Here is a 26,928-nt window from a genome sequence, read left to right as displayed (position 1 = left end):
CCGGGGTCACGGTGCGGGTGGTCGCCTCCTCGGCGACCGCCTTCGCCCCGTTCTCGCAGAACTCCGCATGCTTGCGGTGCCCCGGAGTTTCCGGCCACGCACAGCCCGGGCAGTCGAATCCGTGCCGCTGATTCAGCTTCATCAGGGTCCGGGCCGTGCGCACCGGACCCATCTGCTCGAGTCCACGCCCCAGCGAGACCAACACCGCAGGAACACCTGCCGCATAGGACTTCTCGTGCGTGACGACGACGTCTTCCTCGTCGAAGGTGTACCTGTCGGTGATGTCGGTCATGGAATCAGTGTCCTCGGGCAATCCACTCGGCGAGATGCGGGGCCTCGGTACCGATCGTGGTCCCGTCCCCGTGCCCGGTATGGACCACGGTCTCCTCGGGTAGCGCGAACAACCGGTCCCGGATCGACCCGATGATCGTCGGGAAATCCGAGAACGACCGACCCGTCGCACCCGGGCCGCCGGAGAACAGGGTGTCCCCGGAGAACAACGCCCCCACCTCCGGCAGATACAGGCACACCGACCCCGGCGAATGCCCGGGTGCGTGGATCACCTGGATCTCGGTGCCCGCGATCGCGATCCGCTGCCCGTCCTCGAGGTTCCAGTACTTGTCGTCCGGGTGGCTCATCTTCCACAACACGTCATCACCCGGATGCAGCAGCACCGGGGCGTGCAACCGCTCGGCGAGTTCCGGGGCGACGGTGACGTGATCGTTGTGCCCGTGCGTGCAGATCACCGCGTTCACGTGCCGGCCCCCGACGGCGTCGACGATCGGCTGCGCACTGTGGGCGGCGTCCACGATCACCACGTCGGTGTCGTCCCCGACCAGCCAGATGTTGTTGTCGACGTTCCACTCACCGCCGTCGAGGGCGAAGGTGCCCTCGGTGACGACCCGCTCGATCCGCAACTGCCCGCTCACAGCACGACCACCGAACGCAGCACCTCACCGGCATGCATCCGGTGGAACGCCTCCTCGACCTCGTCGATCTTGATGCGCTCGGTCACGAACTTCTCCAGCGGCAACCGGCCCTGCTGGTACAGGTCCACCAGCATCGGGAAGTCGCGCTCGGGCAGGCAGTCGCCGTACCACGACGACTTCAGCGACCCGCCGCGGGAGAAGAAGTCGATCAACGGCATCTCCAACGTCATGTCGGGGGTCGGGACCCCGACCAGCACCACGGTGCCGGCCAGGTCGCGGGCGTAGAACGCCTGCTTCCACGTTTCCGGGCGGCCGACGGCGTCGATCACCACGTCCGCACCGAAACCGCCGGTCAGCTCCTGCACGGCCTCGATCGCGTCGACGTTGCCGCCGTTGATCGTGTGCGTCGCACCCAGGTCCTTCGCCCATTCGAGCTTCTTCTCGTCCCGGTCGATCGCGATGATCTTGTTCGCCCCGGCCAGGCGGGCACCCATGATCGCGGCGTCACCGACCCCGCCGCAGCCGATGACGGCCACCGAGTCGCCGCGGCCCACGTTGCCGGTGTTGACGGCGGCACCGAGGCCGGCCATCACACCGCACCCCAGCAACCCGACGACCGCAGGGTCCGCGGACGGGTCCACCTTCGTGCACTGCCCCGCATGAACCAGGGTCTTGTCGGCGAACGCGCCGATCCCCAGCGCCGGGGTCAGTTCGGTGCCGTCCTCGAGGGTCATCTTCTGTGCCGCGTTGTGAGTGTCGAAACAGTACTGCGGGCGACCGCGCTTACACGCCCGGCACTGCCCACAGACGGCCCGCCAGTTCAGCACCACGAAGTCGCCGACCGCCACCGACGTCACGCCCTCGCCGACACTCTCCACGATCCCGGACGCCTCGTGTCCGAGCAGGAACGGGAACTCGTCGTTGATCCCACCGTCGCGGTAGGTCAGGTCCGTGTGGCACACACCGCACGCCGCGATGTCGACCACCACCTCACCCGGACCCGGATCCGGAATATTCACGGTCGCGATCTCGACGGGGGCACCCTTGGATCGGGCGATGACGCCTCGTACCTGCTGCGGCATTGGACTCATTCCTTCGGTCGATCAGTCAGAGCGGGATCGATGCATGGCCATATATGCACCTCTCCCGAGACCCTACGTTCCGGACGATCACAGAGGGACTGATCGAAGTGAGAGGTCGACCTAGCCGGAATGCCAGCCCCTCGGGAAGGGGTTGCGAACCTGTCGATCGCCGGAAACCGACGGTTGACAGGGTGCGGTATATACAGGACTATACATCTCGAACGAGTGAGGCAGACCACACTGAACGCAGACGCCGGACGACGTCGTCCGCACCCGCCTCGTGAGTACCCGCACACCGCATCGATCACGGAGTTCCGATGACCCGGAAAGATCCCCGCCCGACGGAGGAACCGCACCCGCCCGTCCCGGTGCTGCTCGACGGCTCCCAGCTCACCGTCGATCAGCTGATGACCCTGGCCCGGGAGCCGGTCGTCGTCGCGCCCGACCCCGCAGCACTCGACCACGCACGCCGTTCCTGGGAGACCGCGGTGCGCATCGCCGCGCGCCAGCCGATCTACGGACGCACCACGGGGGTCGGCGGAAACCGGGACACCTCCGTCTCGGACGGTGTCGAACAGGACCTCCGCCTGCTCCGCAGCCACGCCACCGGGTCGGGCCCGTCGCTGCCGGACCACGTCGTCCGCGCTGCGATGATCATTCGGGTCAACCAGATCCTCAACGGCGGATCCGGTCTGCACCCCGACATCGTGACGGCGCTGATCGAAGCCGTCGCCGCGGACGAACTGCCCGCCGTGCACGCTCGCGGGGCCATCGGTACCGGCGACCTCAGCGCGTTCTCCGAGATCGCGCTCGGGCTGATGGGCGAGACACCGCTGCGGGACGGCCGGGTCGTGCCCCGGTGGACGGCGCACCAGGGTGATGCGCTCCCCCTGATCTCGACGAACGCGATGACCGTCGCGCTCGCCGCCACGGCCACCGACAGCGTGGCGAACTGGCTGGAGCATTCGCTGATCGTCGGCGTGCTGTCGCTGCTGGCGACGCGCAGTTCCGTCGAGCCGTTCGCCGCGCGGGTGCAGGCGGCCCGCAGGCACCTCGGTCAGGAGGAGGTGGCGGGCCGGGTCCGGGACCTCCTCGCCGATCACGACGTCCGGGCCGCCCGGGTGCAGGACTCCTACGGGTTCCGCGCCCTCCCCCAGATCCTCGGTGCCACCTGGCAGGCGCTGCAACGACTGCGGGGAACCCTCGCGATCGAGATGAACTCGTCCTCCGAGAACCCCCTCATCTCGGTCGAGGACGACGCCGTGTTCCACAACGGCAACTTCCACGGGATGCCGATCGCCCTCGCCGTGGACGAGGCGAAACTCGCGCTGTCGAGCGCGGCGTTGCTGTCGCAATGCAGGTTGGCCAACCTGTCTGATCCGGCGGTCACCGGGCTGCGGCCGTTCCTGGCCGACGGTCCGGCAGGCAGCAGCGGCACCATGCTGCTGGAGTACACGACGTCCGCGGCCATCGCGGAGATCCGGATGGCCGCCGCGCCGGGTTCCCTCGGGCACACGGTCATCTCCCGCGGCACCGAGGACCACGCGAGTTTCGCGTCGCAGGCCGCCACCCAGCTCACCGACATCCTCGCGCAGTCCCGCATCGTCCTTGCGTGCGAACTGATCTCGGCGGTGCGGGCGCTCGGCCAGCAGCACCGCGATCTCGACACGGACACCGAACTCGGCGCCTACCTGCACCGTGCGCGCACGTGCCTGGACCCCCGGACCACCGACCGCCCCCTGAGCGACGACCTGAAAGCTGCGGTGAAGTTCCTGGAACAGTTGCCGAATCCCGAGAAAGACACAGCTCGGTAGAGCAGTCCCACCGACACCGAACTTCCGGGCGCCTCACCTCCCGGACTACACGAAAGTAGCACGCGGATGATCACATTCGACAAAGTCACCAAGGCGTACCCGGACGGCACGACAGCGGTGAACGAACTGGACCTCGAGTGCCCCAGCGGCAAGATCACGGCCCTCGTCGGTCCGTCGGGCTGCGGCAAGACGACATCGCTGCGCATGATCAACAGGCTGATCGAACCGACGTCCGGAACCATCTCCCTCGACGGCGAGTCCACCGCGGACATGGACCCGGCGTTGCTGCGCCGGCGGATCGGGTACGTCATCCAGCACGCCGGACTGTTCCCGCATCGCACCATCGTGGACAACGTCGCGACGATGCCGAAGCTGCTGGGGAAGACGAAGAAGGAGGCCCGGACCCGGGCCATGGAACTGCTCGAGACGGTCGGTCTGGCCGCGCATTTCGCGGACCGGTATCCGTGGCAGCTCTCGGGCGGGCAGCAGCAGCGCGTCGGGGTCGCGCGCGCACTGGCGGCGGATCCGGCGTTCATGCTGATGGACGAGCCGTTCAGTGCCGTCGACCCGGTGGTCCGGAGCCAGCTGCAGGACGAATTCCTCCGACTGCAGAAGGAGATCGGCAAGACGATCATCATCGTCACCCACGACATCGACGAAGCGCTCAAACTCGGCGACCAGGTGGTCGTGTTGCGGACCGGCGGAGTCCTGGCGCAGGCGGCCACTCCGCTGGAGTTGCTGACCGAGCCCGCCGACGAGTTCGTCGCGGATTTCGTCGGACGCGACCGCGGCTACCGGTCGCTGGGTTTCGCGAATCTCGACGGACGCGTGGAGACGGTCGCCGAACCCGTTGCTCGTTTGGGCGATTCGGCGGACGAGGCCCTCGCGCGGACATCCGACGACTGGCTTCTCGTCGTCGACCCGGCGAACAAGCCGATCGGGTGGGTTCAGCCGTCGAAGGTCGTCGGCAGCATTCGCCCAGACGACGTGAATCTCAGCGGCACGGTCGCCGATGCGCACGGGACGATGCGGGCGCTGCTCGACGCCGCCCTGTCCGCGCCCAGCAAGCGGGGTGTGGTCGTCGACGGCGACGGGGTGCTCGTGGGCACCGTGACGGCACACGCGGCCGTGGCGGCGATCGAGTCGGCGGATCTCGCGGGGGCGGTGGCCCGATGAACGTCGAGTGGCTCGGCCGCCAGTCCGACCGCATCGTCGAACTCGTCGGCTGGCACATCCTGCTCTCCCTCGTGCCGATCGTCGTCGGCGTGATCGTCGCGTTGCCCATCGGCTGGCTCGCGCACCGCAATCGCCGGATCAACCCGTACGTGGTGGGGACCGCCGGCCTGCTCTACACGATCCCGTCGCTCGCCCTGTTCGTCCTGCTGCCACCGATCCTCGGGACGAAGATCCTCGATCCGATGAACATCATCGTCGCGCTGACGATCTACACCGTCGCCATGCTGGTTCGCGTCGTCGCCGACGCCCTCGACTCGGTGCCCCAGGAAACCGTGCTCGCCGCGACGGCGATGGGCTACCGGCCGTATCAGACCCTGCTCAAAGTTCAGCTCCCGGTAGGTGTTCCCGTCATCTGCGCGGGACTGCGGGTGGCCGTGGTGTCGAACGTCAGCCTCGTCTCGCTCGCCGCTCTGCTCGGGATCCCGCAGATCGGTTCCCTGTTCACCCAGGGCTTCCAGTTGCGTTTCTACACACCCATCATCGCCGGCATCGCGCTCAGCCTGCTGCTGGCGCTGGTTCTCGACCTCCTCATCGTGCTCGCGAACCGGTTACTCACCCCGTGGACCCCGAAGGTGGTCACCTCATGATCGACTTCCTGCTGGACGGTGCTCATTGGACAGGGCCCGAAGGCATTCCGGCCCTGCTCCTCCAGCACCTGATGTACACGTTCCTCGCCCTGTTCGCCGCCGCGCTGATCGCCGTGCCTCTCGGCCTGTACATCGGGCACACCGGGCGCGGGTCCGTCGTCGTCGCCGGCCTGGCCAACTCGCTGCGCGCCCTCCCGACCATCGGTTTGCTGATCCTGCTGGTGCTCGTCATCGCACCGTCGTTCTCGAGCAAGCTGGCCTACCTGATTCCGAGCCTGATCGTGCTGGTGCTGCTGGCCATTCCGCCGATCCTCACCAACACGTACGCGGGCATCCGCTCCGTCGACCCGGCCGCCGTGGACGCGGCACGGGGAATGGGGTTCCGGTCGATGCGCATCCTCACCGAGGTGGAGTTGCCCTGCGCGCTGCCGTTGATGCTGTCGGGTGTCCGGAGCGCGGTGCTGCAGATCGTCTCGACGGCGACCGTCGCCGCGTACATCTCGCTCGGCGGCCTGGGCCGACTCCTCATCGACGGCAAGGCGCAGAGCGACTACGCGCAGATGGCGGCGGGAGCGGTCCTCGTGTCGCTCCTCGCGCTGGCCTTCGATCTCGCGATCGGGTTCCTCACGGTGCGGGTCGTCTCGCCCGGACTCACCCGGCGGGTGCGCAGCGGCAAGCGCTCCGCCGCCGAAGACACCGCGGTCGCGGCCCGTCCCACGTCCGTACCCGAGCCCTCGCTGATCTGAAGGACATCACCATGAAGAAGGCATTGATCGTCGCGCTGGCAGGCGCCACCCTGATGTCGTTGACGGCCTGCGGGATCGGCAAGGATCCCCTCGCGGCCGACGGCGGCGGAAGCAGCGAGGGCGCCATCGTCGTCGGTTCCGCGGACTTCCCCGAAAGCCAGCTGATCGCCACCATCTACGCAGAAGCGTTGCGTGCGAACGGCATCGACGTGACGGAGAAGCTGAACATCGGGAGCCGGGAAGTGTACGTCCCGGCCATCCGGGACGGTTCCATCGACCTGCTGCCCGAATACTCGGGCGCGCTGCTCCAGTATCTGGACAGCGCCACCACCGCGACGGCGTCGGACGAGGTGACCGAGGAGATCAAGGCGAAACTCCCCGCCGGGCTCATTGCGCTGGAACCGTCGCCCGCCGAGGACAAGGACGTTCTCGCGGTACGGCAGGAGACCGCGGACGAGTACTCGCTCGAGACGATCGAGGACCTCGTGCCCCACGCCGGCGAACTGACCCTCGGCGGCCCGCCCGAGTGGAAGACCCGCGAGAACGGCGTCGCCGGCCTGAAGGACAGATACGGGTTGACGTTCAAGGAATTCCTGGCGCTGGACGCCGGCGGACCCCTCACGCTCAACGCCCTGCTCAGCGGTCAGATCGAGGTCGCGGACGTGTTCAGCACCGACCCGGCGATGCGTTCGGAGAACCTCGTGGCCCTCGAGGACACCAAGCACCTGTTCCTGGCGGAGAACATCACCCCGATCATCAACGAGAACAAGGCCGGCGACGACGTCCGCGCCGTGCTGGCGGACGTGTCGGCGGCGTTGACGACCGAGGATCTCATCGCGATGAACGAGCGGGTGGCCGACCTCGAGGACATGGGCGACATCGCCCGGGAGTGGTTGCAGGACAAGGGTCTGGCGTCCTGATCCTCCCCCGCGTCAGCCCAGTGCGTCGAACGTCGCCGTCGCGTACTGGGCGGTGCGGTCGGACCCGAGCAGTCCAGGACCCATCTTGTTCATCACGTACGTCATGGTCATCCGGCGTTCGGTGTCGACGACGACCTGCGAACCGCCCCAGCCACCCCAGAAGCAGATCCGCCCTTCGGGGACGAACGGCACCGAGACGGGTGTCGGCAATCCGTAGCCGACGCCGAACCGGATCGGCTGCCCCAGCGCCAGATCCACGCCGTTCGACTGCTCCTCGAAGATGAGGGAGATGGTGTCCGGCGACAGCAGGCGGACGCCGTCGAGTTCACCTCCGCAGGCCACCACGGACTGGATCCGGGCGAGTGACCGGGCGTTGCCCTGACCGCCGGCCGCGCCGTTCTCGGCCCTGCGCCACGCGTCGGACCAGGACGCGGAGGCGTCCGGCCCGGGCCCGGTGAACGTCCTGACGATGACGCTGGCGGGGTCGAGGGACGCCAGGTCGATCGGCAGCGGCGGCGGCGGGACCACGTTCGACACCCGGCCGAACTCCGACGGGTCCAATCCGATGTGGAAGTCGGCCGCCAGCGGTCCGGCGATCTCCTCGGCCACGAAACGGCCCAGGGTGCGTCCGTCGACCCGTCGGACCACCTCGCCGATCAGGTGGCCGTAGTTCAGTGCGTGATATCCGGACGCCGTGCCCGGCTCCCACCACGGAGCCTGGGCGGCAAGTCGTTTCGTCGACTCGGCGAGGTCGAATGTGTCCTCGACCGTGATCGGCTGATCCCACCCCGACACCCCCGAGGTGTGCGAGAGGAGATGGCGGACCTCGACGCGCTCCTTACCGGCGGCCGCGAACTCGGGCCAGTACTTCGCGACGGGCGCGTACACGTCCAGCAGACCGCGGTCGACGAGCATCAGCGCGGCGAGAGCGGTCACCGTCTTGGTGCACGACCACACGTTGGTGAGGGTGTCGCGCCCCCATTCGGCGGTGTGATCGGGATCGGACCATCCGCCCCACATGTCGACCACCGGGTGTCCGTCGAGGGTCACGACGATCGACGCGCCGAGCTCCTCACCGGAGTCGAGATTGTCCTTCAGTGCGTCCTGCAACGCCGCGAAGCGCTGGTCGCACACTCCTCCGAGCTCGGTCACCTGCGGTTCCTCTCCACCGGCCGACATCATCTTGATATTGACATCGGATTCAATTGAGGGTTCCCAGTGTGATCCCGACGCGGTGTGATGTCAATCACGCGCTGCTCGGGGCTCGTTTTCAGCCCGTCACCGGCAGCACCAGCGCCTGCCCCGGGTCGCCCGCGGCGATGGTGACCTGATGCGGCACCAGCCCGCCGCGGAAGCTCTGATCGCCGCCGGCCACCACGAGGCGTACACGGTGCCCCTCACCGAAGCGATGGACGATCGCCGGCATCACGACCTGCACGGGCTGGCCGGGTGCCACCATCCGCACCGGCGCGACCTGCCCGTTGATCAGCGTCTCGGTGCCGTCGGGAGCCACGTCGTACAGCTTGGCGAAGACCACCACCGCGTCTTCGACACCGGTGACCGCGGGCGCGGCGGTGACGCGGACGTCGAGCAGGGGCGCTCCGACCACGTCCAGCGGGGCTTCGAGGATCCCCGACGACCACTCGGCCTCGGTTCCGGGCTCGACACTCTGCGGAACCGGGCCGTTCGGCCTCGTGTCCGGCGCCTCGCGGTCGGTGGGAAGTCCGCCGGGCAGCGTGTTCAGCGTCTGAGCGCCGGCCACGATGCGGTCGCGGCGGTCGGTCAGTGCGCCGTCACCGGAGAGGTAGAGCGAATAGTCCTGACCCACCGAGACGTCCGAGGATTCGGCGTACGCGGGTGCGGCGTTGCCGGTGTAGTCGACCCAGTCGCGGAAGTAGCTGAATACCGGCCCGGTGTCGGCCCCGCTGTCCCGCAGGTAGTGGTCGAACCAGTCGATGATCCGGCCCGTCTCGTACTGGGTGCCGGGGTTGGGGTCCTTCATGTTGATCTCGCCCTCGGCGGGGGTGAGGTTGGAATGCCCCCAGCTGTGCCAGATCATCTTCACGTCGTTGCCCTGCGCCCGCAGCGTCTCGAAGGTGGCCTTCGACTCGTTGAGGTCGAACAGCGTGTCCTGCTGCCCCTGCAGCAGCAGCACCGGGATCTTCACGCGATCGGCGTACGACACCACGGAGGACTGCCGCAGGAACTCGACGGACGCCGGGTCCGGGAAACCCTGCACCGCGGACTGTGCCAGTGCCGGGCAGGCGGGGTCGGCGAAGTTGGGGCACCCCAGGGCCCGCACCGGGTCCTGCGCGTAGCCCTCCGCGCGGGGGTTGGTGACACCGACGGCCCCGAACGTGAGCGACCACACCACCTTCGACGCACCGGGAACCGACGTGCTGACCCCGGACGTCTGGTCGATGCTGTTGGGCGCGAGCGAGTAGCTGAGGTCGTTCCAGGTGATCATCGGGATGATCGTGTCGATCCGTGGGTCCACCGACGCCGCGGCGAACTGCACCGCCCCGCCATACGACCCACCGATCATCCCCACCCGCGGATCGTTCGCCTCGGCCGTGCCGTGGTGGGCCGTTGCGTCCTGCACCACGTAGTCGAGACCCGCAACGGGAACGGTGTGCGCGGGATCGACGAACGCAGTCCCGTCGCGTCCGCCGAGGAAGCTCACCAGTTCACTCGCCGCAACTCCGTCGTACTCGGGGTTGTCCATGTGGATCTTGCAGCCCGAGCCGCCGAACCCCAGCCCCGAATAGGCGAGCACCGCGTAGCCCCGGGAGGCGAGGAACGAGGCGATACCGGCCTGATCATTCTTGGAACCACCGAAGCCGTTGGTGGTGAGGACGGCGGGGACGCGATTCGACGCCGACGCCGCATCCGGTTTGTACACGTCGCCGATCACGTCGCACGGCACGTCGCGGTTCGGTCCGACGAAGACCTGGAAATGGAGCGTCGTCTTCGTGAACCCGCCCGCATCGGCGGTCGCCGGAGCGGCCGCCGCGATCGGTGTCAGGACAGCGGCCGCGGCCACCGCCATCGTCAGCGTCGATCTGCCCACCCTGCGATTCACAGCCCACCCGCCATCCGTCACGCCGTCCGGAGAACCTCCGAAGAGCGTAAACGCTCTGGAACTGTGACCAACTCGGATTGCCGCTTTCCAGACGGCAGTCCCGAGCGACCGTGCCGTTTATATTTGAGTCGTGGCAATGTCCAAGCGCGCCGAAACGTCACTGTTGACCGACCAGGTCTACGACATGATCCACGAGTCGATCATGAACGGTGATCTGCCCGCCGGTGCCCGCCTGCGGGTGCGCGATCTCGCCGAACAGGTGGGAACCAGCGTGATGCCGGTGCGCGAGGCGATCCGCCGGCTCGAGGAAGCCGGGTTGGCCGAGCGATCACCGCACAAGGGGGCAGTGGTCAAGGGCCTCACCCTCGCCGAGTTGGTGCACGTCTACGACGTGCGCCGGTTGCTCGAGGTGGAGGCCGCCCGGCTCGGCGCCCAGCGAATCAGCGCTGCGGACAGTACCCGGATGCAGGACGAGTTCGCTCTCATGCGCACCGCCCTCGACGAGCGGCGTGTGGTGGCCTATCTCGACCACGACGAGGCGCTGCTGACGATCCTGTACGAGGCCGCCGAGAATCCCGTGCTGGTCGACACGATCCGCACGCTGTGGCAGCGTTGCCGGGCCTACAAGATCGTCGGCGCCGAGGGCACCGTCGACACGACCGAGGACGACTCGCTGTGGAGGTACCAGCAGCGTCTCGTCGAGTCCGCCCGGGAGCACGACGATGCCGCGGCCGCCGCGGTCAACAACGATTCGCTCCTGGACGCCACGGCGCGGATCAAGGCGCAACTCGCGCAGCAGGACGCGAGCTAGACGCTCACCGCCCGGCCTGACGCGACCACCCCCACGTGAGTGGCAAAGCGTCCCCGGGCACGCTTTGCCGCTCACGTGGGGGGTTGGTCGAGCCGGCTGCGGTAGAAGAGCACCGTCACGGCGACCACCGCTTCGAGCGCGGCCGTCGCGAGGGCCGCCGCCATCGGAGTCGACATCGCATGCGCCATCGGCGCCGAGGCCGCCGCATGCATCGCGTGCCCGTGATGGCCGCCGCCACCCGAACCGGGACTCATCACGGTGAGGTGCAGTGCAATCATCCCGACGTTCATCAGCGCGACCAGCCCCCAGTCCCGCTGCGAACCCCGCATCCACAGGTGCCCCGCGCAGTACAGACATCCGAGGATCATCGCGACGGTCACCACCCCGACCATCGGCGACGCCGCCGCATGCTCACCGAGCGTCGCGGCGTGGAGCCCTGCTGTGGCGACCGCGAGGGCCGCGGCCGCCCGCCGCCACCAGTGGCTGGTGCGGCGGGCGGCCGTAGAGAAGGCCGTGGAGAAGGCCGTGGAGAAGGCCGTCGAGAAGACGGTGGTCACGACGTCTAGCCTTCGCAGCAGTGCTTCGCGGTGCTCGCCGGCAGGTCGAGCGCGGGATTGCGGTCGAAGAATCCGACGGGCTTGAGCTTGAACCCGGCGTAGTCGACGGGCATGACCGGCCAGTCCTCGGGTCGGGGGAAGTGCGTCAGCCCGAACGTGTGCCACAGCACCAGGTCTTCGCCGTCGATGTCCCGGTTGCCCGCCACGAACGAGGGCAGACCGGCCTGGCCCGGGTGCTGGTTGACGAAGTCGCCCGCGGGATAGCGCTCGGACTCGTCGTACTGCGTCACCCACAGGTGTTTGGTCGCGAACGCGGCGCGGGCGGCGATCGAACTCGACGGGTCGGCCAGGAGCACCGGCTGTCCCTCGGGGTGCAGCGCATACCCGACGTCCTGACCCAGGCGGTTCTGCTTGGTGGGATTGGTGATGTGCCAGACCCTGGCCTTGAGGTTGTCGGCGGTGCGCTGCCCCTCGGATTCGGTGGTCAGCTTGGTCTTCTGGCAGCGGAAGGCATTGCCCCACGGGTTCTCCGGTCCCATCGGGACGGGCACGGCATCCACCTCCTCGACCGTGTTCACGTTACCGTCGACGGCCATGTCGAGTCGAGCGGAGAAGAGGTGCTGGTGGAACGGGGCGCCGAGCCCGGGTGCCATCTGGGTGGAGAATCCCTCCGCGCCGCGGTACGCGGACGTGAAGACGATTCCGGTGGCCTTCGCCTCGAGTTCGATGGTGCCGTCCAGGTAGAGGTACCAGTAGAACCCGTAGTCGTAGTTGCCGATGGTGAGGAAGAACGAGATGACGAGGCGGCGCGAGCGGCGGGTCTCGGCCATGCCGTTGAACATGTCGGTGTGCTTCCACAGGACGCCGTAGTCCTCCTCGTGGAGGCAGATCGCGTTCTTCATCACCCGCGGGTCGCCGGCCTCGTCGGCGATGGTGACGTCGAAGTACTGGATCTCGCCGAGGCAGTCGCAGCCGAGTTCGAGCGAGTTGGTGTACCGGCCGAACAGGTACTCACCCTGGTCGAAGTAGTTCTGCCAGTATCGAACCGGGGAGGGATCGGCGTACGGAACCACCATCTCGGCGATCGACGCGCGGTAGATCACGGGCCGTTCGACTCCCCCGTCGTCGAACGAGAGCTGGTGCAGCGTCAGTCCTTCGCGCACATCGAAACCGAAGCGGAATTTCCAGTCGGCCCAGGTGATCTCGTTGCCGTCAACGGAGAAGCTGGCACCCTCGGGCTGGGTGATCTCGATCGGCTTGAGATCGGTGCGGGTGGGTGTGGCGTGCGGCTCGGCATCCCATTCGCCGCGCTCGGCCGGCACCGGCAGCTCGATCTCGTCGACCACCTTCACGACGCGACGCTCGGTGAGGTCGACGTAGGCCACCACCCCGTCGATGGGGTGCGCCCACGGCAGGTCCGCCTTGTCCTCCTGGTGGAAGGCGAGGACGCGAACGATGCGGTGCCCGACCTCGTCCTCGTGGCCGAACACACCGGCCGACAGGGGAACCGCCCGGACCTTCGACGGTTCGATGTCGCGCTTCGCCATCGCCGCGAGCCAGTCGGAGCTGCCGAGCAGGAAGGCTTCGATGTCCTCGAACTCCTCGTCGAGGATCGGGACGTGACCGTCGGTGGCGGAATCGACGGTGGTCGAGCTGATCACGCGGTTCTCCGTCACCGACACGACGAGGTCGGTGCCGATGCCGGTGGACCGGTCGAGCAGCAGAATCCGGGCGCGCCGCTCGATCGGGTCGCCGGGGGTGAACGCGAGGACCGTGGACTTGTGCGGCTCGGCGAGCGCGACGAACACGAAGCGCACGTTCTCGCCGATCAGCCCCTCGTCCGTGAGCAGTGCTTTCGCCGAGCGGATCTCGTCCGCGGACAGCGGAGTGAGCGGGTGATCCGGGGCGGCGGACCCCACGGTGGCGCGGGTCTCGGTGGTGGCGGTACTCATCGTGCGATCTCCTTGTCGATGATGGTGTCGTTCGTGTGGTGCTGCGGTAGTGCGGTGTCGTGTCGTGCGGCATGGGGCCGGAGTACTGCGACGGCTGCTCCGCCGGCGAAGGTTCCGACGAGCAGGACCCCGATGACGGCGGCGAGTGTGCTGGACCCGCCGACGAGGAGCGGGAGGTTGGCGACGGTCATGATCAGGAGCCCGGCCAGACCGACGAGTCCGAGCAGAGGTGCGATCACCGTGTTCCACAGCCGCCGGTCCACCCGGGTCCGGCCGAAGTAGACGAGGACGGCCACGGATGTCAGGGTCATCAGGGCGACGATGCCGACCGAGGACACACCGGCGAACCAGGCGAACACCTCGGTCACCGGGTCGAGTCCGGCGACGGCGGACGCGAGGATCAGCACGAGAGCGGACACGGTCTGCACGACCGACGCGACGTACGGCGACGCGTGCTTGTCGTGCGAGCGGCCGCAACCGGCGGGCAGGGCCGCACTGTTCCCGAGCGAGAAAATGTACCGGGAGAGCACGTTGTGGAAGGACAGCAGCGCGGCGAACAGGCTCGTGATCAGGAAGATCTGGACGAGGTCGCCTGCGATCGCGCCGACGTAGCGGGTGGCGGTCTCGGTGATCATGCCCTCGGGGTTCGCGGTGGCGACGGCCACCGCGCCCTCGTCGCCCCACGCGCTGACCATCGCCCAGCTCGACAGTGCGTAGAAGCCGCCGATGACCAGCAACGCGAGGTACGTGGCCCGGGGAATGGTGCGGCCCGGATCGCGGGCCTCGTCACGGAAGACGGCGGTGGCCTCGAATCCGATGTATCCGGCGATGGCGAAGATCAGGGCGATGCCGGGCGCCCCGGAGAAGAACTCGCCGGGGTGGAATGCCGCCGTGGAGAATCCCTCGTCACCGCCGCCGCGGAGGATGACGGAGGCGTCGATGACGAGGACGATCCCGACCTCGCAGACGAGCAGCACGCCGAGCACCTTGCCGGACAGGTCGATGTGCCGGTATCCGAGGATCGCGACGACGGCGGTCACGGCCAGGGCCCACACGTACCAGGGAAGTTCGGGACCGCCGTGGGCGGTGACGAAATCGTTGACGGCGGCTCCGATGTATCCGTAGACCGCGCCCTGGACGGCGGTGTACGACAGCAGCGCGAGGAACGCGGATCCGAGGCCGGCATGCCGGCCCAGGCCCTGCGTGATGTAGGTGTAGAACGCGCCGGCGCCGGGGAGGTGCTTGGCCATCGCGGTGAATCCGACGGCGAAGAACAGCAACACCACCGTGCAGACGAGGTACGACGCCGGATAGGCGGCGCCGTTGCCCGCCGAGATCCCCAGCGGGACGGTGCCGGCGATCACGGTCAACGGGGCCGCCGCTGCGACGACCATGAACACGATGGCACCGGGACCGAGAGTGCCTGCCAGTCTGCGAGACACGCCGTCGCTGACTGCACTCGGGTGCGGTGAGGCGTTGGTTGTCATGACTTCCTTCGACTTTCACGAGAAGAGGGTCTGCGTGGATGCTCCGCGGTGAGCTCTTCGAACGAGCATGCGGCTGCGGGTTGTCGGCGCGGTTGCCGAAGCGTCACGGTTCATCGACGGCAAATGAGAACGCGTGCAAAGCTGTTCTCATTCGGCTCCGGTCACGGTCTCTAGAGCGCGATGTTGACGGACTTGCTCTGGGTGTATTCGGCGATGGCGCCCTCACCGAGTTCGCGTCCCCACCCGGACTGCTTGTAGCCGCCGAACGGAAGCGCCGTGTCGAACGCATTGTGGCAGTTCACCCACACGGTGCCCGCCTTGATCTCGGCGGCCACCTCGTGGGCGCGGGACACGTCCCGGGTCCACACGCTGGCGGCGAGGCCGTAGGGGGTGTCGTTGGCGGCGGCGCGGACGCCTTCCTCCCGGTTGAACGGCACCGCGACGGCGACGGGGCCGAAGATCTCCTCCTGGTACACGCTGAAGTCGCGGTTCACGTCGACCAGCAGGGTGGGCTCGACGTAGAAACCGGTGTCGCCGTGCCGCCGCCCGCCGGAGAGGGCGCGGGCGCCGTCGGCGAGTCCGGCGTCGATGTAGCCGGTGACCTTGCCCAGTTGCTCCCCCGAGATCAGCGGGCCGATGTCGTTGGTGGGGTCGAGCCCGGGGCCGATCTTCTGCGACTTCGCGAAATCGGCTACCCCGGATGTGAATTCGTCGAAGATCCGATCCTCGACGAGCAGCCGCGTTCCGGCCGTGCAGGCCTGGCCGTGGTTGAACAGGAATCCGCTCGCCACGCCCGGGATCGCGGCCTCGAGGTCCGCATCGGAGAACACGACCTGCGGGCTCTTGCCACCGAGTTCGAGGGATACCTTCTTGAGGTTCCCCGACGCGGCGTTCACGATCTTCTTTCCGACCTCGGTGGAGCCGGTGAACGCGACCTTGTCGACGTCGTCGTGGCTCGACAGCGCCGCGCCGATGTCGCCGAACCCGGTGAGCACGTTGAACACGCCGTCGGGGACGCCGGCCTCGGCGATCACCTCGGCGAGGAGCAGCGCGGTGAGCGGGGTCTGCTCCGCGGGCTTGAGGATCATGGTGTTCGCGCAGGTCAGCGCGGGTGCAACCTTGAACGCGGCCATCACCAGCGGGAAGTTCCAGGGGATGATCTGTGCGCACACGCCGACCGGTTCGCGGGTGGTGAAGGCATGGAAGCGGGCGCCGGGCGCCCACGGCACCGACACCGGGATGGTGCGGCCCTCGATCTTGGTGGCCCAGCCGGCGTAGTAGAAGAAGATCTCCGCCGCCCACGTCACGTCGACGGCCTTGGCCACCGCCACGGACTTGCCGTTGTCGATCGACTCGAGCTGCGCGAACTGATCCGCGCGGGCGAGGATTCCCTCGCCGATCTTCCAGAGGATCCGCTGGCGTTCGGCCGGGGTGAGGGCGCGCCACGGCCCCGACTCGAACGCCCGCCGGGCCGCCGCCACCGCCCGGTCCACGTCTTCGATGCCGGCGTGCGGGACTGTCGTGATCACCTGTCCGGTGCCGGGATCGACCGTCTCGAACGTCCGGCCCGACGCCGAGTCCACCCAGCGGCCGTCGACGAACATGCGCTTCGGGGACGAAACGAAGTCGACGACCCGGGGGTCGAGGGCGGCGGTGGTGTGAACGACTGCAGTCATCATGTCCTCTTCGATGGAGTGAGCGGAACTGTGAATGAATCCGGCTTCGGCAGAACACTTTTGGCGGGAAGTTTCGCCTCGTCGTGCTGTGGCCCGAATCCACGATAAACCCCGGATGTGTCGCCGGTCACTACTAAATCCGGATGGGAATCCGGTCCTGCGGCATTCTCATTCGACTTTTCCGGCCACGGCGGCGGCGATTCTCATTCCGGCTTTCCGGGTCGGCGCAGCTGATCCGGCCTGCCCGCAGGCGGCGGCTCCGGAATCGGGAAGGAATTCCCCGGCCATTCTCATTCGAGGTGACCGAAAATTAATTCCGATCGGCGCATCACGCTCGACTCCTGCGCTAGCGTGCAACTCATGCAGCCCGGGGTCGATCACGCGCGGGCAGGCGAGAAAGTGTGGAGAGCAGGTGCGTGGTGTCCGGTACACCCAGAATCAGAAGTAGATCACCGGTCGCCGGTCTCGAGCGCGCGCGCCTGAGTTTCGTCCAGGTGCTCGGGCAGTCCGTTTCCGCGGTCGCACCGTCGGCCGTGATGGTCACGCTGCCCGCTCTCGTCATCCCCGACGCCGGCCGGGCGACCATCGCGGTGTTCGTCGCCGCGGCGATTCTGATGACGGCGGTCGGCTACTGCGTCGGCCAGTTCGCGACTCGGATGGTGGCCGTCAGCGGCCTCTACAGCTACATCGTGAAGGGACTCGGGGCGGTGCCGGGTTTCGCCGGCGGCTGGTCGCTGCTCGTCGGCTACGCGGCCGCCGCCATGGCGAGCACGCTCGGCGCCGCGAGTTACCTCGCGGCGCTGCTCGGCCGAGTCGGGCTTCCGACGGGGTCGACGCTCATCGCGGTCCTCGCGGCGATCGTCGGACTGCTCGCCCTGATGCTCATGATCCGGGGCGTGAGGTTGTCGGCGCGGATCATGCTCGCCATCGAGGTCTTCGCCATCGTCGCCGCCTCGGCCGCGCTCGTGGTCGCGTTCGTCCAATCGGTCCGCGAGGGCGCGACCTCGTCCGCGGGCGGCGCGAAATCGGGGTCCGCGGTCGGGTTCGCCGTACTGCTCGCGATCACGTCGTTCGTCGGATTCGAGAGCGCGGGCACGGTAGCGCGCGAAGCCCGCAACCCATTCGTCACCGTTCCGCGCGCCATCCGGTGGACCCCGGTCGCCCTGGGCGTCCTGTACGTGTTCGCGGCCGCCCTGCAATTGCCGGAGCCGGTGCGGCAGGGAGTCGACTCGCTGCCGATCGTCCTCACGTTGCCCGACCCGTCCGGCGCCGGTTCGTCGGCGCTGTCGATCGTCATGGAACTCGGCATCACCGCCTCCTGGTTCGCCTGCGTCCTCGGTTCGACGACAGCACTGTCGCGAACGCTGTTCGCGATGGGCCGCGAAGGGGTGGTCCCGACCGTGTTCGGCCGGACGCACCACCGGTTCCACACCCCGCACGTGGCGCTGACGGTCGCGATGCCGGTGATCGTCGCCGTCCCCGTCCTCTACCTGTTCGTCAGCGGTTCGAGCCGCGACGTCCTGATCGGGCTGCTCGCCGTGTCCGCCCACGGCTACGTCCTCGCGTACGTCCTGCTGTGCGTCGCGACGCCGGCGTTCCTCCGGCGGATCGGCGAACTGACCCGGCTCCCTCTGGCCGTCGGCGCGCTGGCGGCGACGGCGATGGTGGCACTGGTCGGGTGGGCGGCGTTCTCGCGGACGTATGTCGCGGGCGCGGCGACCGCGGTCTACGTGCTTCTGATGCTCCTCGGCGCCGCGGTGTTCGCGATCCGCGCCAGGCGATCCCCCGGAATCGGAGAACGCATGGGTGTGTACGACGAGGCCGTGGCCGACGACCTGCTGGGCCGCTACCGCCCGTGGGAGGTCCGCCGGTGAACGCCGACGACAGGGCCCTGTCGGGGCGGCAGCCGAAGGCCGTCACCAGCGCGCTGCGGGTGCTCGAGGAAGTGGCCCGCGCCGGTTCCGGTGTCACGGCGAAGGACATCGCGGCCCGCCTGTCGATGCCGTCGGCGACCACCTACCGGCTGCTCAACATCCTCGTCGGCGAAGGCTATGTCGTGCGGCTCCCCGACCTGTCGGGGTTCGCCCTGGGCCAGAAGATCGGGATCCTCGTCGACGCCGCCGTGGTGCCCACCGTGTGTGCGGCGGCGCGGGAGGTCCTCGCCGAGCTTCGACTGTCGGTGCGCTTCGGGGTCCACCTCTTCTACTACACCAACGTCGCCGTCCGCACCGCCGACGCCGACCCCGAATACCCGCCGCCGGAGGACGAGTCGTTCCTCAACCAGCACCTCTACGCGTGTGCGGTCGGCAAGCTTCTCCTCGCGGAGAAGGCGGAACTCGAATCCGTGATTCCCCGCTGGGAGCCGCGGGCGCTGACGGCCCGCACGATCGTCGTGCGAAGTGAACTGCTCGCGAATCTGGACCTGATCCGAGGCCAGGGGTTCGCCACCCAACTCGCGGAGCTGCGGGACGCGTCGGCGTGCGTCGCCGTCCCCGTCCGGTCCGGAACGGGGGCGCTCGTCGGCAGTCTGGCACTGTCGGGGCACGTCGATCACGAACACCTCATGCTGCGGCACGTCCCGTCACTGCGGGAGCACGCGGAACGGCTCGCCCCGCTGATGGCCTGACGTCACGTGGTACTGGCGCTTCGGTCACGCCGCAGGTGAGTGGCAAAGAGTGCCGGGGCACTCTTTACCACTCACGTCGACCGCGACTGCCGGGCGAAGCGACGGTCGTAGTCGGCCCGTCCGGCGGGGTCGACGGTCGGCATCCCACCGCCCAGCGGCACCCCCTACGACAGCCCGGTGCGGACTGCGCTGGGAAGAATCGTGCTTGCCGGCGCTGTAGACGGCCATCCCGGGCACGGGCAGTTTGCCGGCCATCGATGCGACGTATCGTCGGCGACCGCACGATCGAGTTCACGCTGAAGATTCCCATAGTTAGGAGACCATCAGTATCTGAGTTACGTCGGTAGCCCGAATTTCTCCGAGTCCGTCGAAGTCAGGCGATATCCGGCGGGCGGAAATAAGATGAGTGATGACGAAAAACCCGCCGGGCCCGCACGATCCGGTCGCCCTCGAAGCGGTCCCGTGAAGCCGGGCCTGCCCTCCGCCGTCGCCGCGTGCGCGGTGGCGCTCGCGCTCCCGTGGTCGCATCCGGCCGTGGCCGACGCCGCGCCGGACCCCGCCGTCCGATACGTCGCGTTGGGGGATTCGCGAGCCACCGGGTCGCCTCAGGATCTGCTGTCGATTCGGGACGGGTGCTTCCGCACGTCCGACGCGTACCCGCAGATCGTCGCCGACGCCCTGAGCGCGGAATCCTATGTCAGCCGAGCGTGCGCAGGCGCGAAGACCGAGAACATCACGACAACACCGCAATTCACAGTGACCGGACCGCAGCCACCGCAGATCGGGGCGCTCCAGCCGGACACGACGCTCGTCACCGTCAGCATCGGCGGAAACGACATCGCGTGGTCGTCGCTGGTCGAGCCCTGTTACACGCCCGCCCCGGGATTCGACGCGAAATGTCGCTCCGACGCCACCACGGCCCGGCGCATGACCGACGCCCTCACCGTGCTCGGCCCGAAGGTGTCCGCGACCCTGGCTGCCATCGCCGCGAAGTCCCCCGCAGCAACTGTGCTCCTGGTGGGGCACGGCGGCATCTTCGGCGACCGCGGCTGCTGGCCCTACGTCCCCACGAGCGACGCCGACGCTGCCTTCGTCGTGCAGTTCTTCGTGCGAATGAACGCCGTTCTCGCCGACGCGGCACGCGCGAACGGCGCCCGGTTCGTCGACGTGTCCGCCGCCGCGGTGGGGCACGACGCGTGCGCCGGACCCGATCGACGCTGGTTCGAGGGCCTCGTCCCCCGGTCGTTCACAATGCCCCTGCACCCCACCCATGAAGGGCACAGAGCGATGGCCTCGCTCGTCGTCGCGACCCTTCCCTGACCAGCGGACGTTCGGCGCGCAGGCACGGCTGGACGCCCGACCTAGTGGCACACCCGGGCGCCATCCGGTATACCCTTCAAACGGGTCGTACGGTTTGTTATCCGGCAACGGCCGTAACCGATACCGACACTCACATAAAGAAAAACGACATCTGTTTCCCGACACGTGGATCGCCCACGGGCCGGGAACGGAAGGACCGCAGTGCTGTTGGCAGAAACGTCAGAAATACGGGCCCCCGCGGCCGCACCCCACCACGGGGAGTGGCGAGAGGTAGCCGCATGTCGCGGAGTCGCATCATCGGTGTTCTTCTCCCCCGATGGCGAACGCGGTCGTGCCCGGGCCCGCCGCGAGGCGAACGCCAGGCAGATCTGCGAAGACTGCCCGGTCCTCGCCCAGTGCCGCGACCACGCCCTCACAGCGGACGAACCGTACGGAATCTGGGGAGGCATGACCGAGGCCGACCGCCGACGCCACGCCCGGCGAACCCGGACCGGCGAGCGCCGCTGACCTGGTCAGCCGCGTTTCAGGCACGGCTCTTCATCACATTGTATGAACCGGCACCCCCATCGTTGTCGTGATGGCGCATGGTGGGCGCGCAACCACACGAGCAGGGTGACTCCCATCACAAGCGTGGTCCCGCCCCCGCGATCGTCGACGGATGCGGACACCTGATGAAGGGAATGCCATGGGTACGGTTCCGGACGGAGCGCATCAGCTCAAACCCGGCCTCAAGCAGCGGCACCTCACGATGCTGTCGCTCGGCGGCGTCATCGGTGCGGGGTTGTTCGTCGGCTCGAGTGCGATCATCAACCAGGCCGGTCCGCTTGCGTTCATCACGTATGGCATCACGGGACTGATCGTGTTGCTGGTCATGCGCATGCTCGGGGAAATGGCTTCTGCCAAACCCTGTTCCGGATCGTTCACCGATTATGCGCGGATGGCGTGGGGTGAGTGGGCAGGATTCTCGACGGGGTGGCTCTATTGGTATTTCTGGGTCATCGTCGTCGGATTCGAGGCCGTCGTCGGCGGTCAGATGATCAACAAATGGATCCCGTCGATACCGGTATGGGTGATTGCGCTCGTACTGATGATGGTCATGACTGCCGTCAATCTCCTGTCGGTCGGCGCTTTCGGTGAGGCAGAATACTGGTTCGCCAGCATCAAAGTCGTCGCCATCGTCGCCTTCATCACCGTCGCCGCCCTCTTCGTTTTCGGACTCTGGCCCGGCGCAAGCATCGACTTCGGCAACCTCACCGACCACGGTGGATTGCTGCCGAACGGCCTCGCCACCCTGTTCGTCGGCGTCGTGGTGGTCATCTTCTCCATGACCGGCGTCGAGGTCGTCACGATCGCGGCAGCCGAATCGGCGGAGCCTGCGAAGTCGATCCGCAAGGCCGTCAATTCGGTGGTGTTCCGCATCCTCGCCTTCTTCGTCATCTCGACATTCCTGATCGCCGTGATCGTGCCGTGGGACTCGGTCGTTCCGGGGGAATCGCCGTTCGTCGCCGCCCTGGACCGGATCGGCATTCCGGGTACTGCGGACCTGCTCAACCTCGTCATCCTGGTTGCGGTGCTCTCCGTCCTGAACTCCGGTCTCTACACGTCCTCGCGACTGCTGTTCGTCATGGGCGGACGCGGCGACGCTCCGGCGTGGATGACCTCGACCAACAAGCGAGGCGTCCCGGTGAAGGGAATCCTCTCGTGCACGGTGGTCGGCTACGGATGTGTGGTGCTCGCGGCCCTGTTCCCGGACACGGTGTTCCTGTTCCTGATCAACGCCTCCGGTGCGGTGTTCCTGTTCGTGTACTTCATGATCTGCATCTCCGAATTGCGGTTGCGCAGGCGGTGGGAGAAGGAAGACCCGAGCCTGCTCCAGTTCCGGATGTGGCTGTACCCGGGCCTGCCGATCCTGGTCACGACAGCGATCGTCGCGGTGCTGGTCAGCATGGGATTCCGGGAAGCCAACCGGATCGAGCTGATGCAGGGAGTCGCCGTCTGGGTGGTGCTGACAATCGTCTACGTCCTGAGGAAGCGACTGGGTGGGCGCGGTTCCGGAGGGTCTTCTTCGGTGGACTCCCCGGGCGCCGACAACGAGCGACCCGCGACTCCCCAACCGACCTCGTAAGCGCGGGAATACCCGTCACAGTGCTGCTGCCACCCCAGGGTGGTGGCAGCACTTCGCGTTCGGGAAGGCCTGCCGGCTCACTCGATCAGTTCGTCCAGTGTCAGTTTGGTTCGGTCGGCACCGGACAGCGCGAGCCAGAACATCGCCGACCCTTCCGTGGAGGTAGGTTTCAGGCCGGTGAGCTGTTCGACGCGGCGCAGCCGGTAGACGAGGGTCTGCCTGTGGATCTTCAGTTCGTCGGCACTCTTCTGCCAAGCGCCGTCGTTGCGGAGGAACACCCGGACCGAGCTGACGAGGTCGCCCTCGTTGGTTCTGTCGTGGAGGATCAGCGGGCCGAGGATGTCGCGCACCAGCCGGCGAGTGTCTTCCACACTGCGTGGCAAGAAACCGATCTCGTCGTCGTCTTCGCCGTAGACGTTGACAGTCAGCCCCTGCTCGTGAGCGCGGGCCACGGCGAGTTGGGCTTGCCGGGCGGCTTCGGCGACGTCGGAGTTGGCGGTGAGGGTGGTGCTGACCCCGACGGCACATCCGCGGGCCAGCTTCGAACCGATCGTCGACAGCAGATCCAGGTCTCGTGGTACCAGCCCGATCAGCATCGCCGTGCGGGGCAGCAGCAACGGCGCGTACTCGCGAAGGCACACCTGCCGATGAATCGTTTCGTGGTGCAGGGCATCTCCGTCGGGGGTACTCCAGCATGCGACGACGACGGCATTCGTCATTCCACGGTGCCGTAGTTCCGGCCAGACTGCGGCGGCGGTGATGGTGTCGTCCAGCAGGCCCAGCAGCAGGTCCTGTCCGGAGGCGCGGAGCCGGTCACGTTGCGCGGCATCGTGTTCGAGTTCCAGGGCGATCAGCCCACCGAGGTGTTGGAGCAACGGCCGGTCATTGACGGGCAGCCGGCCGGCGCCGGCCGACAGCACCACCGCCCCTGCGCCCGGGATAGGAATTTCCACGCGGCCGGCCGGTTCGTCCGGCCTGTTGTCACGCTGGTGCAGCGCGAGTCGGCCGCTGACCACGAGTTCGCCGGCGTCGTGGTCGCGGACCTCGAGCGCCCACCCGGTGGTGCCCTCGAGCGCGGAGATCCGGTCGGCGAACGTGCCCCTGGCGTGCAGCGCCTGCCAGTACACGTCGTAGAGGCGTGTGATCGTCGTCAAGCGTTGGCGTTCGGATTCGACGGCACTTTCGATGACGGTCCGTGCCAACGTGACGAACTGCAAGTCGAAGCTCGCCGACAGCACGGGAAAGCCGCGTCGGTCGGCCACCGTGAGCAGTTCGGCGGTCACATCCGGGGTGCCGGGGCCGCGCGCGATCACCAGGGCGCTGACCTGGCTGTCGATCAGGTGCGCCATCCACTCGGACTGCTCCGCGGGGCCGTCGGGAAGCCCGCCGCCGGTCGTCATGACCAGGTCACCGCTTTCGAACCACAGCCACGGATCGGGAAGGTCGCACGCGTGCGCCCAGGTCACCAGTCTCGCGCCACCGCTCTCGCCGGCGAGATACCGCAATCCGAGCGACGGGATCGCGGTCAGTTGATCGACGGAGATCACCGGTCCTCACCTCCTCATACAAACGTACAGCCGGCGGTCGGATGTCTGTGAATCGGGAGTATGTCGCGGCTCACATGCCGACACGACACTGGACACCGACGCACGAAACGAATGACGGCTGGAGGCTCTAGATGGTAGTCAGCAATGCCCGCGCTGGTGGGCGCGACGTGTCAGGTGCCGCACACGGCACACCCCTGTGGCGCGAGGATCGAGAGTTCGCTCCCCGGCGGCCCGCGTTGCCCGGGAACGTCACCGCCGATGTCGCCATCGTCGGTGCCGGGTTCACCGGACTGTGGGCGGCCTACTACCTGCTGCAGGCGGATCCGTCGCTGAAAGTCGTTCTTCTCGAACGCGAATTCGCCGGGTTCGGTGCCTCCGGGCGCAACGGCGGGTGGGCGTCGTCGATCTTCCCGGTCTCCCTCGCCCGCGTCGAACAGCTGTATTCGCACCGCGCCGCCCTGGATCTGCAGGCCGCGATGAACGACACGGTCTCCGAGATCGGCCGGGTCGTCGGCAACGAGGGCATCGACTGCGAATACTCCCGCGACGGTTTCGTCTCCCTCGCGCGGAGCGAGGCGCAGTGGGCGCGGGCGAAGGCGACCGTGGCCGGTGCCGAGAAGTTCGGCACCCGCGGACAGTGGCAACTGCTCGATTCCGCTGCGGCGCAGGAGAAAATCAACGCCACCGACGTCCTCGGCGGCATCTACACCGAGCACTGCGCACTGCTGCACCCGGACAAACTCGTGCGTGGGCTCGCCGGCTGGGTCGAGGAACACGGCGCAGTAATCTACGAGGACACCGCGGTCGACGAGATCGGCAAGGGCATCGTCTGGACCGAGCACGGCTCGGTCACCGCCTCCGTCGTCATCCGGGCCACCGAGGCGTTCACCCCCGAATTTCCGGCGTACCGGCGCAACGTGGCACCGCTGTACTCACTCGTCGTCGCCACCGCGCCCCTGCCCCAGGGGCTTCGCGAGGACCTCGGCCTGGACGGACGTACCGCGTTCAACGACATGCGCAACCTCCGGATCTATGCGCACCCGACCAGCGACGGCCGCCTGCTGTTCGGCGGCCGCGGCGCCCCGTACCACTTCGGGTCCAAGGTCGACTCGTCCTTCGACGTCGACGAAAAGATTCACGACAAGATCATCGACACGATGCACGAATTCTTCCCGGCCCTGCGGGACGTACCGGTCACGCACCGATGGGGCGGCCCCCTCGGTGTTCCCCGCGACTGGTTCCCCTCGGTCGGCTACGACCAGCACAACAAGACGGCCTGGGCCGGACCGTACGTCGGTGACGGCGTCGCCACCAGCAACCTCGCCGGCCGCATCCTGCGCAACCTCATCCTCGACAAGCGCGACGACCTGAATTCGCTCCCGGTGGTCAACCACCGCTCACCGAAATGGGAAGTCGAGCCGTTCCGGTGGTTCGGAGTGAACGCGGGCCTCCGCGCCGCCGCGACCGCCGACCTCGAAGAACGCGTGACCGGAAAACCGTCGACAGTCTCCGCGTTGCTCGAAAAGCTGACCGGCGCCCACTGACCGTCCACCACACACCGTTCGGGAGAAACACCATGGCATCACTGATCCACCTGCCCGCCATCACAGTTCAGGGCGAGCTGACCCCCGCGGGGCAGCGGCCCGGAGCAGACAGCGGCGACCCGCAACTCGGCACGCTACCCCTCGACGGCGGCACCGACGCCCAGATCGGGATCTGGGAATGCCGGCCGGGTGGCTGGCCCGTCGTCGACCGGCCCAACACCGAAACCTGCTACATCATCTCCGGTAGGGCGACTTTGACCGACGACGAAACCGGCACCAAGGTCGACATCTCGGCAGGCGATTTCGTCGTCCTGCCCCCGGGTTGGTCGGGACGCTGGGATGTCACCGACACCCTGCGCAAGGCCTACGCCATCTTCTGACGCGGTCTCCCACCGACCTCCTCGAAAGGACACCCATGACCACCACGATTCCCCATTGGTTCGACAACAAGCCGTTCAGCGGCACCAGCGGCAACACCGCCCCCGTCACCAACCCGGCGACCGGCGCCGTCACCGGTCAGGTCGCCCTCGCCAGCGTGGAGGACGCCCGCGCCGTCATCGACTCCGCCGCCGCCGCCTTCCCCGCCTGGCGTGACACCTCCCTCGCCAAGCGCACCCAGATCATCTTCACGTTCCGCGAACTGCTCAACGAACGCAAGGGCGAACTCGCCGAGATCATCACCGCCGAACACGGCAAGGTCGTCTCCGACGCCCTCGGCGAAGTGAGCCGCGGCCAGGAAGTCGTCGAATTCGCCTGCGGCATCGCCCACCTGCTCAAGGGCGGCATGACCGAGAACGCCTCCACCAACGTCGACGTCGCCTCCATCCGCCAACCCGTCGGCCCCGTCGGCATCATCTCCCCCTTCAACTTCCCCGCCATGGTCCCGA

The 26,928-nt window shown here is 67.8% G+C and carries 23 protein-coding genes and 1 pseudogene; 14 read left to right on the top strand and 10 right to left on the bottom strand.

Going from position 1 to position 26,928, the window contains the following annotated elements:
* The 3 genes and pseudogenes from P3H15_RS46980 to P3H15_RS46970 all read right to left on the bottom strand — a co-directional run.
* Nucleotides 1–292, bottom strand: a pseudogene (locus P3H15_RS46980) (hypothetical protein); the annotation flags it as partial.
* A 4-nt stretch (nucleotides 293–296) separates the two neighbouring features.
* On the bottom strand, nucleotides 297–929 hold the full coding sequence (locus P3H15_RS46975; protein ID WP_276143596.1) for an MBL fold metallo-hydrolase: 633 nt from the start codon (nucleotides 927–929) through the stop codon (nucleotides 297–299).
* A complete protein-coding gene (locus tag P3H15_RS46970) occupies nucleotides 926–2,011 on the bottom strand; it encodes an S-(hydroxymethyl)mycothiol dehydrogenase (protein WP_276143595.1) in 1,086 nt (361 codons plus the stop codon). The genes P3H15_RS46975 and P3H15_RS46970 overlap by 4 nt, the downstream gene beginning before the upstream one ends.
* A gap of 317 nt (nucleotides 2,012–2,328) precedes the next feature.
* Here P3H15_RS46970 and P3H15_RS46965 point away from each other — a divergent pair, with 317 nt between their 5' ends.
* The 5 genes from P3H15_RS46965 to P3H15_RS46945 all read left to right on the top strand — a co-directional run bounded on the left by P3H15_RS46965 (nucleotide 2,329) and on the right by P3H15_RS46945 (nucleotide 7,314).
* On the top strand, nucleotides 2,329–3,825 hold the full coding sequence (locus tag P3H15_RS46965; RefSeq protein ID WP_276143594.1) for an aromatic amino acid ammonia-lyase: 1,497 nt from the start codon (nucleotides 2,329–2,331) through the stop codon (nucleotides 3,823–3,825).
* 66 nt (nucleotides 3,826–3,891) lie between these two features.
* Entirely contained in the window at nucleotides 3,892–5,001 is a 1,110-nt protein-coding gene (locus P3H15_RS46960; protein ID WP_276143593.1) for an ABC transporter ATP-binding protein, read from the top strand.
* Complete coding sequence (locus P3H15_RS46955; protein WP_276143592.1) at nucleotides 4,998–5,648, top strand: ABC transporter permease; 651 nt, start codon at nucleotides 4,998–5,000, stop codon at nucleotides 5,646–5,648. Before P3H15_RS46960 ends, P3H15_RS46955 begins: the two co-directional genes overlap by 4 nt.
* Complete coding sequence (locus tag P3H15_RS46950; RefSeq protein ID WP_276143591.1) at nucleotides 5,645–6,394, top strand: ABC transporter permease; 750 nt, start codon at nucleotides 5,645–5,647, stop codon at nucleotides 6,392–6,394. Before P3H15_RS46955 ends, P3H15_RS46950 begins: the two co-directional genes overlap by 4 nt.
* A gap of 11 nt (nucleotides 6,395–6,405) precedes the next feature.
* On the top strand, nucleotides 6,406–7,314 hold the full coding sequence (locus P3H15_RS46945) for an ABC transporter substrate-binding protein (RefSeq protein WP_072937261.1): 909 nt from the start codon (nucleotides 6,406–6,408) through the stop codon (nucleotides 7,312–7,314).
* A gap of 12 nt (nucleotides 7,315–7,326) precedes the next feature.
* On the opposite strand, the gene P3H15_RS46940 is transcribed toward P3H15_RS46945, so the two are convergent.
* Both P3H15_RS46940 and P3H15_RS46935 read right to left on the bottom strand, forming a co-directional pair.
* Nucleotides 7,327–8,466 (bottom strand): serine hydrolase domain-containing protein, encoded by a 1,140-nt coding sequence (locus P3H15_RS46940; RefSeq protein WP_072937286.1) that lies wholly within the window; start codon nucleotides 8,464–8,466, stop codon nucleotides 7,327–7,329.
* Nucleotides 8,467–8,584: 118 nt separating this feature from the next.
* A complete protein-coding gene (locus tag P3H15_RS46935; RefSeq protein ID WP_276143598.1) occupies nucleotides 8,585–10,363 on the bottom strand; it encodes a CocE/NonD family hydrolase in 1,779 nt (592 codons plus the stop codon).
* Nucleotides 10,364–10,532: 169 nt separating this feature from the next.
* On the opposite strand from P3H15_RS46935, the gene P3H15_RS46930 reads away from it, so the two are divergent.
* Nucleotides 10,533–11,207, top strand: a complete 675-nt coding sequence (locus tag P3H15_RS46930; protein WP_276143597.1) for a GntR family transcriptional regulator — start codon at nucleotides 10,533–10,535, stop codon at nucleotides 11,205–11,207.
* Nucleotides 11,208–11,278: 71 nt separating this feature from the next.
* Here P3H15_RS46930 and P3H15_RS46925 read toward each other — a convergent pair whose 3' ends face one another.
* The 4 genes from P3H15_RS46925 to P3H15_RS46910 all read right to left on the bottom strand — a co-directional run bounded on the left by P3H15_RS46925 (nucleotide 11,279) and on the right by P3H15_RS46910 (nucleotide 16,879).
* Entirely contained in the window at nucleotides 11,279–11,764 is a 486-nt protein-coding gene (locus P3H15_RS46925) for a hypothetical protein (RefSeq protein ID WP_276143590.1), read from the bottom strand.
* 5 nt (nucleotides 11,765–11,769) lie between these two features.
* Nucleotides 11,770–13,716 carry a primary-amine oxidase gene (locus P3H15_RS46920; RefSeq protein WP_276143589.1) on the bottom strand — a complete coding sequence of 649 codons (1,947 nt, stop codon included), beginning with the start codon at nucleotides 13,714–13,716 and terminating at the stop codon, nucleotides 11,770–11,772.
* On the bottom strand, nucleotides 13,713–15,203 hold the full coding sequence (locus P3H15_RS46915; RefSeq protein WP_276143588.1) for an APC family permease: 1,491 nt from the start codon (nucleotides 15,201–15,203) through the stop codon (nucleotides 13,713–13,715). Before P3H15_RS46915 ends, P3H15_RS46920 begins: the two co-directional genes overlap by 4 nt.
* Nucleotides 15,204–15,373: 170 nt before the next feature.
* Complete coding sequence (locus P3H15_RS46910; RefSeq protein ID WP_276143587.1) at nucleotides 15,374–16,879, bottom strand: aldehyde dehydrogenase family protein; 1,506 nt, start codon at nucleotides 16,877–16,879, stop codon at nucleotides 15,374–15,376.
* A 419-nt stretch (nucleotides 16,880–17,298) separates the two neighbouring features.
* Between P3H15_RS46910 and P3H15_RS46905 the strand changes: the two genes are divergently transcribed.
* The 5 genes from P3H15_RS46905 (at nucleotide 17,299) to P3H15_RS46885 (ending at nucleotide 22,950) form a co-directional block, all read left to right on the top strand.
* Nucleotides 17,299–18,753, top strand: coding sequence for an APC family permease (locus tag P3H15_RS46905; protein ID WP_276143586.1), 1,455 nt, complete (start codon nucleotides 17,299–17,301; stop codon nucleotides 18,751–18,753).
* Entirely contained in the window at nucleotides 18,750–19,505 is a 756-nt protein-coding gene (locus P3H15_RS46900; RefSeq protein WP_276143585.1) for an IclR family transcriptional regulator, read from the top strand. The genes P3H15_RS46905 and P3H15_RS46900 overlap by 4 nt, the downstream gene beginning before the upstream one ends.
* A 402-nt stretch (nucleotides 19,506–19,907) precedes the next feature.
* On the top strand, nucleotides 19,908–20,825 hold the full coding sequence (locus P3H15_RS46895; protein WP_276143584.1) for an SGNH/GDSL hydrolase family protein: 918 nt from the start codon (nucleotides 19,908–19,910) through the stop codon (nucleotides 20,823–20,825).
* A 201-nt stretch (nucleotides 20,826–21,026) separates the two neighbouring features.
* Nucleotides 21,027–21,332: a WhiB family transcriptional regulator gene (locus tag P3H15_RS46890; RefSeq protein WP_346348865.1), complete on the top strand. Its 306-nt coding sequence runs from the start codon at nucleotides 21,027–21,029 to the stop codon at nucleotides 21,330–21,332.
* Between the two features lie 178 nt (nucleotides 21,333–21,510).
* Nucleotides 21,511–22,950 (top strand): amino acid permease, encoded by a 1,440-nt coding sequence (locus P3H15_RS46885; RefSeq protein WP_276143582.1) that lies wholly within the window; start codon nucleotides 21,511–21,513, stop codon nucleotides 22,948–22,950.
* 77 nt (nucleotides 22,951–23,027) lie between these two features.
* Here P3H15_RS46885 and P3H15_RS46880 read toward each other — a convergent pair whose 3' ends face one another.
* The gene (locus P3H15_RS46880) at nucleotides 23,028–24,497 is read right to left on the bottom strand and encodes a PucR family transcriptional regulator (protein WP_276143581.1); all 1,470 of its coding nucleotides are present in this window, start codon (nucleotides 24,495–24,497) and stop codon (nucleotides 23,028–23,030) included.
* Between the two features lie 131 nt (nucleotides 24,498–24,628).
* On the opposite strand from P3H15_RS46880, the gene P3H15_RS46875 reads away from it, so the two are divergent.
* From P3H15_RS46875 to P3H15_RS46865, 3 genes are all read left to right on the top strand, one after another.
* A complete protein-coding gene (locus tag P3H15_RS46875; protein ID WP_276143580.1) occupies nucleotides 24,629–26,041 on the top strand; it encodes an FAD-binding oxidoreductase in 1,413 nt (470 codons plus the stop codon).
* Between the two features lie 32 nt (nucleotides 26,042–26,073).
* On the top strand, nucleotides 26,074–26,421 hold the full coding sequence (locus P3H15_RS46870) for a cupin domain-containing protein (RefSeq protein ID WP_276143579.1): 348 nt from the start codon (nucleotides 26,074–26,076) through the stop codon (nucleotides 26,419–26,421).
* A 35-nt stretch (nucleotides 26,422–26,456) separates the two neighbouring features.
* The coding region (locus P3H15_RS46865) for an aldehyde dehydrogenase family protein (protein ID WP_276143578.1) at nucleotides 26,457–26,928 on the top strand (472 nt) is incomplete at its 3' end.

Source organism: Rhodococcus sp. T2V (genome assembly GCF_029269925.1).
Taxonomy (GTDB): Bacteria; Actinomycetota; Actinomycetes; order Mycobacteriales; family Mycobacteriaceae; genus Rhodococcus_F; species Rhodococcus_F koreensis.
This window is presented reverse-complemented; position numbering and strand designations above follow the sequence as displayed.

Coding starts and splice junctions, on each gene's coding strand:
- P3H15_RS46970 (WP_276143595.1), bottom strand. CDS start 2,011: ATGCCGCAGCAGGTACGAGGCGTCATCGCCCGATCCAAGGGTGCCCCC.
- P3H15_RS46965 (WP_276143594.1), top strand. CDS start 2,329: ATGACCCGGAAAGATCCCCGCCCGACGGAGGAACCGCACCCGCCCGTC.
- P3H15_RS46960 (WP_276143593.1), top strand. CDS start 3,892: ATGATCACATTCGACAAAGTCACCAAGGCGTACCCGGACGGCACGACA.
- P3H15_RS46955 (WP_276143592.1), top strand. CDS start 4,998: ATGAACGTCGAGTGGCTCGGCCGCCAGTCCGACCGCATCGTCGAACTC.
- P3H15_RS46950 (WP_276143591.1), top strand. CDS start 5,645: ATGATCGACTTCCTGCTGGACGGTGCTCATTGGACAGGGCCCGAAGGC.
- P3H15_RS46945 (WP_072937261.1), top strand. CDS start 6,406: ATGAAGAAGGCATTGATCGTCGCGCTGGCAGGCGCCACCCTGATGTCG.
- P3H15_RS46935 (WP_276143598.1), bottom strand. CDS start 10,363: ATGGCGGTGGCCGCGGCCGCTGTCCTGACACCGATCGCGGCGGCCGCT.
- P3H15_RS46930 (WP_276143597.1), top strand. CDS start 10,533: ATGTCCAAGCGCGCCGAAACGTCACTGTTGACCGACCAGGTCTACGAC.
- P3H15_RS46920 (WP_276143589.1), bottom strand. CDS start 13,716: ATGAGTACCGCCACCACCGAGACCCGCGCCACCGTGGGGTCCGCCGCC.
- P3H15_RS46915 (WP_276143588.1), bottom strand. CDS start 15,203: ATGACAACCAACGCCTCACCGCACCCGAGTGCAGTCAGCGACGGCGTG.
- P3H15_RS46910 (WP_276143587.1), bottom strand. CDS start 16,879: ATGACTGCAGTCGTTCACACCACCGCCGCCCTCGACCCCCGGGTCGTC.
- P3H15_RS46895 (WP_276143584.1), top strand. CDS start 19,908: ATGAGTGATGACGAAAAACCCGCCGGGCCCGCACGATCCGGTCGCCCT.
- P3H15_RS46885 (WP_276143582.1), top strand. CDS start 21,511: ATGGGTACGGTTCCGGACGGAGCGCATCAGCTCAAACCCGGCCTCAAG.
- P3H15_RS46875 (WP_276143580.1), top strand. CDS start 24,629: ATGGTAGTCAGCAATGCCCGCGCTGGTGGGCGCGACGTGTCAGGTGCC.
- P3H15_RS46870 (WP_276143579.1), top strand. CDS start 26,074: ATGGCATCACTGATCCACCTGCCCGCCATCACAGTTCAGGGCGAGCTG.